Source organism: Vibrio sp. PBL-C16 (assembly GCF_034321865.1).
GTDB classification, from domain to species: Bacteria; Pseudomonadota; Gammaproteobacteria; order Enterobacterales; family Vibrionaceae; genus Vibrio; species Vibrio alginolyticus.
This window is the reverse complement of record NZ_JAXLNY010000002.1, coordinates 2,020,944-2,032,577: the sequence shown is the minus strand read 5'-3', so window position 1 is coordinate 2,032,577 and position 11,634 is coordinate 2,020,944. Positions and strand designations below refer to the sequence as shown.

The window sequence follows — 11,634 nt, the reverse complement described above, 5'->3', positions numbered from 1 at the left end:
TAAAACTCTAAATATGATGTTTTTGTGGTTTTTTATTCCATTTTATGTGTTTCATAGAGTCTGTTTTGGGTTTAAAATCTCATTGTTAACGGTTTTATAAATTATGAAAAATCAAGAGGATTGATTAGATGTTCGTCGAGTAAATAAAGATAAGTATTACAAGTTATTGTTTTTTAATATTATTTTTGTTTTTTTACATTGGCATTTAGAAAATTTGACAGTCAGAATAATCTTTTGCACTCTTAGCTCCAGATTTTGAGGAGGCGTTGTATAACCTTTTGTTAACGCTCTATCTCAAACATATAAAAAAGGGAACCGGACAAGGATATCCCGAACTAAGAAAAGGCAGTGGATTAATTATGAAAAAAACTCTATTAGCACTAGCTGTAGTTGCGTCTGCAACTTCAGTGAACGCAGCTGAAGTATTCAAATCTGAAGAAGGTTCTGTAGATTTCTACGGTCAGCTACGTCCAACTCTTCTATTCCTAGACAGCACAGACCACACTGCAGAGCTAAACACTAGCTCTTCTCGTATGGGTGTAAACGGTGTTTACGTTGTAAACGACAACCTAAAAGTTCTGGGTGAAGTTGAAATCGGTGTTGCTCTAGGTGACAACTACGGTGCAGGTGCTGATTCAAGCGAGCGTACTGATGACTCGGTATACGTACGCCGTCACATCTTTGGCTTCGACATGGGCGATATGGGTACACTTCGTTTTGGTAAAGAAGGTACTTGGGCTGATGACATCTACGGAGCTGATTACTCATACTTCTTCGGTGGTTCTGCACTTCTTTACGGACACGCGTGGAACAACTCTTCTCAAATTAAATACGCTTACGAAAATGACGCATTCTGGCTAAAAGCTGGTTACGCGCTAGGTGAGAAAGATCAAAACGAAGAAATCCGCGAAGTATTCGTAGGTAAGTCTTTCAATGACCTATCTGTACACGCTGGCGTTCTTTCTTCTGAGAACAAGATTGCTTCTAAAGGTAACAACACTGAAAACCTATCTTTCGAAGTAACTGCTGAATACGCTCTAGATGAGCACACTCTAGGTGCTACGTACTACTACAACGAAAATGAAGACAAAGCAGCTAACGAGACTATCGATTCTCACGGTATCTCTCTAGCAGGCATGTTCGTTGTAGCTCCTAAAACAACACTTTACTCTGGTTACGAGCTAGTAATGTCGTCTTCTGACCAATCTGGCAAGAAAGATGGCGACCAATCTAAATTTTACGCTGGCGTTGAATACAAGTTCTCTAAATGGGCTCGCGTATTCGCAGAAGCGGGTTACAATTTTGATGGTGATAAGCTAGAAGCTGGTAAAACAACTGCAGCAACTGATTCTAAAACTGACTTCGGTGTTGGTGCACGTTTCTACTGGTAATCAATACCCAGTTTGATATTGTAAGACCCAGCTATATGCTGGGTCTTTTACTATGAAGATAAGGATGAAAAATTCTATGCAGTTATCATTAAAAGTGGCAATGGCGTTGTCTATTCTTGCCAGTACAAACCTTTATGCTGCAACGACTTTAGTGGTTCCAGAAGACGTGAAGTTATTGGCCGTCAACATGGAGAAGCCAAAACTTGAGGGGGGACTTTTCTCTAGTGAGAAGACAATTGAGATCCCTGACGGAACTAACCAAATTGTCTTCAAATATCAACCTGCTTTTGAAACAAACGAAAACCTTAAGACGGTTTACAGTGATGTAATCGTTGCTAAATTTGATGCTGAAAACGAAAAGCTAACGTTTGAGCTGCCAGAGTTTAAAACTCTTCGCCAAGCGCAAAACAACATCTCGCCTCTAGATTGGCAATTACTGGATACCAAAGGCCAACCTATTGCTTTGGTCGAAGATGTATTAGAGTCAGATGGTGTTCAAATTGGTCGTAATTACCCTCAAGAATCTCGTAACTACAACATTGCTGGCGGTATCGCGAGTGTTGCCGTTAGTTATGTAACTGTGAATCAGCATCAACAATCAGTAAGTGATATCGAGCCTCGAGTTGAGAGCAGTGATACCCGTTCAACAGCCGCATCAAACGACAGCCCAATGGTTGATGTATTAAAGACGATGTACCAGAAGGCGTCTCCGGCGGAAAAAGAGGCCTTTAAAAACTGGCTTGCTGAGCAGTAATCCCTTAGTTCATTAGGTAGGGCTTAACTGAAAAAGTACGAATCTAAAAAGCAGGCTTTAAGCCTGCTTTTATCTTTTCTGCTTATTAGAGAGAGATTTCTCTCCATTCACCAGGCATTAGGTCGTTAAGGACGATATCACCCATCGAATGACGAATGAGGCGCAAAGTAGGGAAGCCAATGTGCGCAGTCATGCGACGCACCTGACGATTTCTTCCTTCAATAATGGTAATGGCTAACCAAGTGGTAGGGATATTTGCGCGAAAACGGACCGGAGGCGTTCTGTCCCAGACTTGTGGTTCTGGAATAACTTCAACTTCGGCTGGTAGAGTCATACCATCTTTTAGCTCTACTCCCTTTCTCAATTTTTCAAGATCTTGCTCCTGAGGAGCGCCATCAACTTGAACCCAATAAGTCTTCGGCGATTTTGACTTTGGCTGCGTTAGCTTCGCCTGCAAGATGCCATCGTTAGTGAGTACCATCAAACCTTCGCTGTCTCGGTCCAATCGGCCAGCCGCATAGACATTTTTGATTGGGATATAGTCCGCTAACGTTTTGCGACCATCGCCATCGGTAAATTGACTGAGCGTATCGTAAGGCTTATTGAAAATAATGACTTTACGATCTTTAGGGGCCACTTTGGGCTTTTGGCTTTTTGTTGGGCGATTAGGGCGGCGGTCTTGCTGAGTACGAGTCTTCGAGCCATTGCGAGCTCCTGAGTGTTTAAAATGGCCCGTTTTAGACTGGTTACGACTGCGACCTTTTTCCTGACCTGTACGAGATGACATGTTAACTACCCTGCAAAAATGTAAATGAACTGTGTTTGAAAGTTTTAAGTTTTCTCATGATCGGATATGATTTGCGCGCCTAAAACTAACAAACGCGCACAGAATGATAGACTAATTCGTGTTATTTGTTTAATTATATCAGTGCACTCATGGATTCAGAGCTTAGAGCTTCAAACTACAACAAAGAGTGCGAACCGCATGTGGCGTTAGTGAGGAGACATGTACTGCTAACGTGCAGCAATGCGTCAATTAAACCAACTCAGACGCTGAGTTGATCAGCCAACAAGTTGATTAAAAAATAGGGAAATTTCATGCCTACAGAAAAACCTACAATTATCTACACCATCACTGATGAAGCGCCGGCGCTAGCAACTTATTCATTACTACCAATCATTCAATCATTCACAGCATCGTCTGGCATCAATGTAGATACTCGTGATATTTCACTAGCAGGTCGAATTATCGCTAACTTCCCAGAGCATCTAAAAGAAGAACAGCGCATTGGCGATGCGTTGACTGAGCTTGGTGAACTAGCTCAAACTCCAGAAGCAAATATCATCAAGCTACCTAACATTTCAGCTTCAGTTCCTCAGCTTAAAGCGGCGATTAAAGAGCTTCAGGCGAAAGGTTACGATTTACCAAACTACCCAGAAGAGCCGAGCACGTACGAAGAGAAAGCGATTAAAGCGGCTTACGACAAAATCAAAGGTAGTGCGGTTAACCCAGTACTTCGTGAAGGTAACTCAGACCGTCGTGCTCCGACTTCGGTAAAGAACTACGCGAAGAAAAACCCACACTCAATGGGTGCATGGTCAGCAGAATCTAAGTCTCATGTTGCGAGCATGTCAGACAATGACTTCTTTGGTAGCGAAAAGTCTACAACTATCTCTGGTGCAACAGAGGTCAAAATCGAGTTTGCCGGTAATGATGGTACAGTTAAAGAGCTTAAGTCTGCGTTCCCATTACTAGATAAAGAAGTCATTGATACTTCCGTAATGAAGAAGAAGGCGTTGGTTGAATTTTTCGAGAAAGAGATTGCAGAAGCGAAAGCGCAAGACGTGCTGCTGTCTCTTCATATGAAAGCGACGATGATGAAAGTTTCTGACCCTGTCATTTTCGGCCATGCCGTAAAAGTTTACTACAAAGACGTTTTCGATAAGTACGGTAAGCTGTTTGAAGAGCTAGGCGTTGATGTAAACAATGGCATCGGTGATGTTTACTCAAAAATTGAGTCTCTACCTGAAGCGCAAAAAGCAGAAATTGAAGCGGCCATTCAAGCGGTTTACCAAACTCAACCAGAACTTGCGATGGTTGACTCTGATCGTGGTATCACAAACTTACATGTACCAAGTGACATTATTGTAGATGCTTCTATGCCAGCAATGCTTCGCTCTTCGGGTCAAATGTGGGGACCAGATGGTAAACAAAAAGACACCAAAGCGATGATTCCAGATCGTAGCTACGCAGGTATTTACCAAGCGGTTATTGATTTCTGTAAAGAGCACGGCGCATTTGATCCAACCACTATGGGTAGCGTACCTAACGTTGGTCTAATGGCTCAGAAAGCTGAAGAGTATGGTTCTCACGACAAGACATTCATTCTAGACGCTGCGGGTACTGTTCGCGTTGTTGATGCTTCAGGTAACGTACTGTTAGAGCAAGCGGTTGAAGAAGGTGATATCTTCCGTATGTGTCAGGTTAAAGACGCACCAATCCAAGATTGGGTTAAACTAGCAGTGACTCGCGCACGTGCAACAGGTGTTCCAGCTGTATTCTGGCTAGATGAAAACCGCGCGCACGATGCTGAGCTCATCAAGAAAGTAAACGCCTACCTACCAGATCACGATACTGACGGTCTAGAGATTAAGATCCTATCTCCTGTTGAAGCTTGTAAGTACTCACTAGAGCGTATGAAAGCGGGCCTAGATACTATCTCTGTTACAGGTAATGTTCTTCGTGACTACCTAACAGACTTGTTCCCAATTCTAGAGTTAGGTACGTCTGCTAAGATGCTATCTATTGTTCCATTGATGAATGGTGGTGGTCTATTTGAAACAGGCGCTGGTGGTTCTGCTCCTAAGCACGTTCAACAAGTAGAAAAAGAGAATCACCTTCGTTGGGATTCTTTGGGCGAGTTCCTAGCGCTTGCAGCTTCGTTAGAGCATTTAAGTGTAGCGACAAACAATCCTAAGGCTCAGGTTCTAGCAGATACACTAGATAAAGCGACCGGTGAGTTTTTAGACACCAACAAATCTCCGTCACGCAAAGTGGGTGAGCTAGATAACCGTGGAAGCCACTTCTATCTTGCACTTTACTGGGCGAAAGCGCTTTCAGAGCAAACGGATGATGCGGATCTTGCTGCTGAATTTGCACCAATTGCAAAAGCGCTGTCAGAGCAGGAAGAAACGATCGTTGCTGAGCTAAATAATGCGCAAGGCGTGAAAGGTGAGCTAGGAGGTTACTACTTACTAGACGATGCATTGGTTTCTAAATTGATGCGTCCAAGCGAAACCTTTAACGCAATCATTAACAAGTAAGTTAGTGTTAAAAAACACGTCGTTTTCGGCGTGTTTCCTATCCTGTAAGTGCGTTGTACATGTTCCTTTTGTAACACGTGCTCTAAATAGTAAGAAACCCGCTATCTTGGCGGGTTTATTTTTCTCTTCAAAACATCAACGTGGCGTTTCGAGAGCAATATTTTTATATTTCGACAGCGCTCTAATTATTTGGCTTGGCCTTCAAGAGGCACGACGCTACTCGCGTGACAGCCTTTGGGACCTTTTTCAATCTCGTAAGAGACTTGTTGGCCTGCTTTCAGTGTACGATAACCGTCCATCTGGATAGTTGAGTAGTGGGCAAAGATATCTCCCTCTTCTTCATCTGAACAAATAAACCCAAATCCTTTGGCATTGTTAAACCACTTTACTGTACCTGTAGCCATGCTTTACATCCCTCATGCATTTTTTACTGATGTTGTTACTGCAACCAAGTTATACCTTTAACTTGGTACTACCATTGTCAGCGAATGCCAACAAACGTCAAATCAATGATAAGTCACATTCATCAAACCACTTAAAGAAGAGATGTTTCAAAATGATGATTTATGCATCGACACTTTCCACTGTAGTCAATGAATTTCGACAGTCAATAGCAGTGAGCAACAAACAGAAACATAATTGAAAACAAATCACTTTTGAGATTAACAAATTTGCAAACAGTTTTTCGTATATACGCAGAAGTTTAGTCAATTTGCCTATGAAGTGGTTCATACTGAAAAAGCCATACTGTCCGTGTTGCTTATGGTAGAAGAATCCTCTGACTGAATAAAAAATGAAGTTTTCGTGATAATTACCGTATTCTCAATGAGGAAGTGTGATCCAGATAGAAGATGATGGGGTGGTTTGCAATAGTCCGAAAGCAATAAATAGAAAGTTCTTTTATAAGAAAAAATGTGTAACTTATCGACAAGCATCTTTTATTTGCGCCGTATCAAGACGTGCATTAGTCTCTATATTAGGTAGCAACTTTTATCGATCAAAGATCGAATTCGGTGCCATAACTCACTACACCGCGCTGCACGCTTGTGGTAGATTGTTTTTATAGGTCGAAAACATCAACCCTTTGATACGATATCTTTAGATTGCCATGAGTAAAAATTTTGAATGGGTCACTCCGGACTCTGATCTTCTGGAGCGAGAAAGTACGAAAGTCCAGCCACCTAAGCTGTACAATGTCGTACTCAATAATGATGACTATACACCTATGGATTTCGTCATAGAGGTGCTTGAGCGATTTTTCTCACATGATATTGATAAAGCAACTCAAATCATGCTTCAGGTCCACTATGAAGGAAAGGCAATCTGCGGCACATACAGCGCAGAAATTGCCGAAACAAAAGTAGCGCAAGTTACGATGTACGCAAGGGAAAATGAACATCCGCTACTTTGCACTATGGAGCAAGCGTAAACAAAGAAGACTTGCTCGAACAACCCCAGTTGTTTTTTCGGGAGGTACTTATGCTAAATAAAGAACTAGAGTCAAGCCTTAACGGTGCATTTGCTCGGGCGCGCGATAAACGCCACGAGTTTATGACTGTCGAACACCTCCTACTTGCATTGTTGGAAAATGATGCAGCTAAGGAAGCCCTTCTAGCTTGTAAGGCGGATCTTGACGCTTTACGCAACGAACTCGATATTTTCATCGATCAAACTACGCCTCTTATCCCAGATAGTGATGAGACGCGTGAAACGCAGCCGACTTTGAGTTTTCAACGTGTACTACAACGCGCCGTCTTTCATGTACAGTCGTCTGGTCGTAATGAAGTAACAGGCGCCAACGTGCTTGTTGCTATCTTCAGTGAACAAGAGTCGCATGCCGCTTACTTACTGAAGAAAAATGACATCTCCCGATTAGATATTGTTAACTTCATCTCCCACGGTATTACTAAAGCATCAGGTGCAGGTGAGGATTCATCATCAGACTCGTTTAGCTCAGAAAGTGTTGAAGAGCCTAATTCTGAAGAACGCCTAGAAAGCTTTGCGACGAATCTTAATCAAGTTGCTAAAGATGGAAACATCGACCCACTCATTGGACGTGATAAAGAGTTAGAGCGCACTATTCAGGTACTTTGTCGACGCCGCAAGAATAATCCACTACTAGTGGGTGAGGCAGGGGTTGGTAAAACAGCCATTGCGGAAGGTCTTGCATGGAGAATTGTCGAAGGGCAGGTCCCTGAGGTCATTCAAAACAGCGTGATTTATTCACTAGATATTGGCTCTTTGCTCGCTGGTACCAAATATCGCGGTGATTTTGAAAAACGCTTCAAGGCGGTTTTGAAACAACTTGAAAAAGAAGAAGATGCCATTTTGTTCATCGATGAAATACATACCATCATCGGTGCAGGCGCGGCATCTGGTGGTCAAGTCGATGCAGCAAATCTTATTAAGCCTCTTTTAAGTAGCGGTAAGTTGCGTTGTATTGGTTCGACGACATACCAAGAATACAGCAACATTTTCGAGAAAGAGCGTGCGTTGTCTCGCCGTTTCCAAAAGATAGACGTTGTAGAGCCTTCATTAGATGACACAACTAAAATCTTGATGGGCTTGAAGCCGAAGTACGAAGCTCACCATGAAGTACGTTATACCAATAAAGCACTGCGTGCCGCGGTAGAACTGTCGGCTAAATACATTAATGAACGCCATCTACCAGATAAGGCCATTGATGTCATTGATGAAGCTGGTGCTCGTAGTCGTCTTGCTCCTGCAAGCCGTCGTAAAAAAACGGTCGGAGTGGCTGATATCGAATCAATGGTTGCCAAAATGGCGCGAATTCCAGAGAAGTCGGTTTCTTCTTCAGATAAAGACATTTTGAAAAACTTAGATAGCAAAATGAAGATGTTGGTATTCGGTCAAGATAATGCGATTGATGCATTATCCGAGGCGATCAAGCTGACACGTGCAGGTTTAGGTGTAGACAACAAACCTGTTGGTTCATTCTTGTTTGCAGGCCCAACAGGGGTTGGTAAAACAGAGGTGACGGTGCAGTTATCTAAGCTTCTAGGTATCGAACTACTTCGTTTTGATATGTCTGAGTATGGTGAGCGTCACTCCGTAAGTCGCTTAATTGGTGCGCCTCCTGGTTATGTCGGTTATGACCAAGGTGGTTTGCTAACCGATGCTGTTATTAAGCACCCACATTCAGTCGTATTACTTGATGAGATTGAAAAAGCGCACCCTGATATCTTTAACCTGTTGTTGCAAGTCATGGATAACGGTACGCTAACGGACAACAATGGTCGCAAAGCAGACTTCCGTAATGTCATTCTTGTTATGACAACTAACGCAGGTGTGGCGGAAACCGAGAAGAAATCAATTGGTTTGATTCAACAAGACAACAGTCACGATGCAATGGCGGAAATTAAGAAGGTGTTTACTCCTGAGTTCCGTAACCGTCTTGATAACATCATCTGGTTTAACAGCCTTGATGAAAGCGTTATCCATCAAGTGGTTGATAAGTTCATTGTTGAACTGCAAGTGCAACTTGATGCGAGAGGCGTTTCAATGGAAGTATCGCAAGACGCTCGCCATTGGTTAGCACATAAAGGTTATGACAAAGCTATGGGGGCTCGCCCAATGGGGCGTGTTATCCAAGAACAGCTTAAGAAGCCTTTGGCTAACGAACTGTTGTTTGGATCTTTAGTTGACGGCGGTACAGTGAAGGTAACGCTGGTCAACGATACGCTTGAGTTTGAATACTTAAGTGAGAAAGAGACAGCGATGCATTAATCGTTAGTCGGTAACAAACGCAAAAACGTACGAGAAGATCGTACGCTTTTTTTATCTGAATTAAATCGGAAAAAATTGTGCAATAAAAAACGGAGCAGCTTGCTCCGTTTTTTATTGCATCCGAAAATCAGAGATTAACGAGCGCGGAAGACGATGCGGCCTTTTGACAGGTCGTATGGAGTCATCTCTACAGTTACTTTGTCACCCGTTAGGATACGGATGTAGTTCTTACGCATCTTGCCAGAGATGTGAGCAGTCACAACGTGACCGTTTTCAAGTTCAACACGGAACATAGTGTTTGGTAGAGTGTCAAGGACAGTGCCTTGCATCTCGATTACGTCTTCTTTAGCCATTTAATCCTCTTTAGAAATTAGGCAATATTAGCGGGCTATATTCTGCCGCTAAATAGTAATTATGTAAAGTTGAGGCGTATTCTACCCTCGCCAACGCTGATTTACTAGCCTTTGGTGGCGTTGAAAGCGTGTTTTGTAGCTCATTGCTGGGCACTCATCAATCTGATATCCCAAATATAGCCACTGTTGTTTGTTTTCTTGGCAGTATTTAATTTGATAAAGCACTGCTAACGTGCCAAGAGATAACTCGTAGTCAGGGTCAAAGAAAGTATAAAAAGCACTCGAGCATTGTGGCATCAAATCTGTCACCGCAATGGCGAGCAATTGATCTGATTCATCGTAAATGTGTAAAAACGACGTTGTCAGCCAGCTAGTTTGAGCAAATCGAGCAAACTCATCACGCTTTGGTGGGTACATAGTGCCGTTTTTATGCCGTTTGCAGATGTACCGACTGTAAAGCTCAAACCATTCCTCATCCATTTCAGGTTTCATTTCCCAGCGTAAAGACTGTGCTTTATTAAGCAGCCTCTTCTGACTTTTTGATAATCTAACGTCTGGAATCGAGACTCGAATTGGCTGGCAAGCGGTGCAATGCTCGCAATGCGGTTTATATATGGTATCTCCGCTACGACGAAAACCGTTAGCCATGAGCAACTGGTAATTTTCTTCAGTATGCAGCCTTTCATCAAGCGCCACCGCAACTCGCTCTTGCCGTTCAGGCAAATAACTACAAGGGTGATTATTCGTCAACCCTATTCGAATATGTTGTATATCCGTACTCATACTGAATCCTGCAAAACTTGGGGCTGATAGGCATCAAATAGTGTTTGCTTTTCTCTTAAAGATAGTAGTTTTTGCATAAATTCGTCACGCTCAAGTTCAAATGCGCCAAGTGATGCCAAGTGAGAATTCATAACTTGGCAATCGATTAATTGACCTTGCTTTGACGCCAAATGGTTGCATAAGTACCACAATGCAATTTTGGATGCGTTATCTTTTAGGCTAAACATCGACTCCCCGCAAAAAAGTTGGCCCACGCAGATGCCATATAGTCCGCCAATCAGGTTGTTGTCATGCCATACTTCTACAGAGTGACAGTGACCAAGTTTGGCTAACTCAATGTAGGAAGTTTGCATTTCCTCGTTGAGCCATGTTTCCTCTGCAGGGCGTGTTGAAGAACATAGTCTAATCACTTCTTCTGTCGCGAAATTGAGTGTTACTTTATAGTTATGTTTACGCTGAAATTTTTTGAGACTTTTAGATGGCTTAAACTGCAATGGGTCAAACACAGCGCGCGGAGAAGGGCTCCACCATAAAATAGGTTCACCAGGACCATACCAAGGGAAAATGCCTTGATAGTAACCATTGAGGATTCTCATGGGGTTTAAGTCACCACCAAAAGCCAGCAAACCATTGGGGTCGCTGAGTGCTTTATAGGGTGAGGGAAAGTTGAACGTTTCATCGAGTTCAGTTAAATAAATAGCCATAAGAAGTCGTTACCAACATTGGAGTCAGAGGAGTTTATGATGACCTGGTTAAGAAATATCGTAAAAGTATGGCTTGGGATCATACTGTTTTTACCACTTGTCGCCAACGCAGCCTATGAAAGAAATGTTGCCAAGCCAGTTAATGAAGTAGTTTACGGGAAGATTGACTCTGTCCGTTATATTACTCAACAAGAGGTTGTTCAATCGAAAAGTAACGGTTGGAAGACACTACTTGGTGCCACTATCGGTGGTTTAGTCGGTAATCAATTTGGTGGCGGTACGGGAAGAGAAGTCGCGACGGCAGTGGGTGCGCTTGCAGGTGCCGCAGTTGCTCAAAACCAAAGTAATTACCAATACACGGTTGAATATAAGTTAGTTGAGCTACTCATCAAAGTGAAGGGTGATAAGCTAATTAATGTCATCCAAGATGTTGATAAAAATATGTTATTTAGTCGAGGGGATGAAGTTCGTATTTTATATTTTGATGATGGAGTCAGGGTTGATATCACTTATTAACCCTAGGTTGTTTTAGTCTAACGAAGCCTAATCAGGCATGTACAGTCGGGCTGGCTTATCGT

General features: G+C 42.7%; 11 protein-coding genes. 6 read left to right on the top strand and 5 right to left on the bottom strand.

Going from position 1 to position 11,634, the window contains the following annotated elements; all coding sequences use genetic code 11:
- Positions 1-359: 359 nt before the first annotated feature.
- Together UQW94_RS17540 and UQW94_RS17535 are read left to right on the top strand one after the other, a co-directional pair.
- On the top strand, positions 360-1,391 hold the full coding sequence (locus UQW94_RS17540) for a porin (protein WP_182038222.1): 1,032 nt from the start codon (positions 360-362) through the stop codon (positions 1,389-1,391).
- Positions 1,392-1,467: 76 nt separating this feature from the next.
- Entirely contained in the window at positions 1,468-2,145 is a 678-nt protein-coding gene (locus UQW94_RS17535; protein ID WP_213893678.1) for a DUF2057 family protein, read from the top strand.
- An 85-nt stretch (positions 2,146-2,230) separates the two neighbouring features.
- Here UQW94_RS17535 and UQW94_RS17530 read toward each other — a convergent pair whose 3' ends face one another.
- Positions 2,231-2,932: a pseudouridine synthase gene (locus tag UQW94_RS17530; protein WP_005387874.1), complete on the bottom strand. Its 702-nt coding sequence runs from the start codon at positions 2,930-2,932 to the stop codon at positions 2,231-2,233.
- Positions 2,933-3,243: 311 nt separating this feature from the next.
- Between UQW94_RS17530 and UQW94_RS17525 the strand changes: the two genes are divergently transcribed.
- A complete protein-coding gene (locus tag UQW94_RS17525; protein WP_222712672.1) occupies positions 3,244-5,469 on the top strand; it encodes an NADP-dependent isocitrate dehydrogenase in 2,226 nt (741 codons plus the stop codon).
- Positions 5,470-5,654: 185 nt separating this feature from the next.
- On the opposite strand, the gene cspD is transcribed toward UQW94_RS17525, so the two are convergent.
- A complete protein-coding gene (gene cspD, locus UQW94_RS17520) occupies positions 5,655-5,873 on the bottom strand; it encodes a cold shock domain-containing protein CspD (protein ID WP_005378407.1) in 219 nt (72 codons plus the stop codon).
- Positions 5,874-6,577: 704 nt separating this feature from the next.
- Between cspD and clpS the strand changes: the two genes are divergently transcribed.
- Positions 6,578-6,898 (top strand): ATP-dependent Clp protease adapter ClpS, encoded by a 321-nt coding sequence (gene clpS / locus UQW94_RS17515; RefSeq protein ID WP_005378419.1) that lies wholly within the window; start codon positions 6,578-6,580, stop codon positions 6,896-6,898.
- A 50-nt stretch (positions 6,899-6,948) separates the two neighbouring features.
- Entirely contained in the window at positions 6,949-9,216 is a 2,268-nt protein-coding gene (clpA, locus tag UQW94_RS17510; RefSeq protein ID WP_322142443.1) for an ATP-dependent Clp protease ATP-binding subunit ClpA, read from the top strand.
- Positions 9,217-9,350: 134 nt separating this feature from the next.
- Here clpA and infA read toward each other — a convergent pair whose 3' ends face one another.
- The 3 genes from infA to aat form a co-directional block, all read right to left on the bottom strand.
- The gene (gene infA, locus UQW94_RS17505; RefSeq protein WP_001040192.1) at positions 9,351-9,569 is read right to left on the bottom strand and encodes a translation initiation factor IF-1; all 219 of its coding nucleotides are present in this window, start codon (positions 9,567-9,569) and stop codon (positions 9,351-9,353) included.
- An 81-nt stretch (positions 9,570-9,650) separates the two neighbouring features.
- A complete protein-coding gene (locus UQW94_RS17500) occupies positions 9,651-10,352 on the bottom strand; it encodes an arginyltransferase (RefSeq protein ID WP_005378346.1) in 702 nt (233 codons plus the stop codon).
- Positions 10,349-11,056 (bottom strand): leucyl/phenylalanyl-tRNA--protein transferase, encoded by a 708-nt coding sequence (gene aat / locus UQW94_RS17495; protein WP_005378347.1) that lies wholly within the window; start codon positions 11,054-11,056, stop codon positions 10,349-10,351. The genes UQW94_RS17500 and aat overlap by 4 nt, the downstream gene beginning before the upstream one ends.
- 39 nt (positions 11,057-11,095) lie before the next feature.
- Here aat and UQW94_RS17490 point away from each other — a divergent pair, with 39 nt between their 5' ends.
- Entirely contained in the window at positions 11,096-11,572 is a 477-nt protein-coding gene (locus UQW94_RS17490) for a glycine zipper 2TM domain-containing protein (protein ID WP_005378348.1), read from the top strand.
- Positions 11,573-11,634 lie beyond the last annotated feature (62 nt).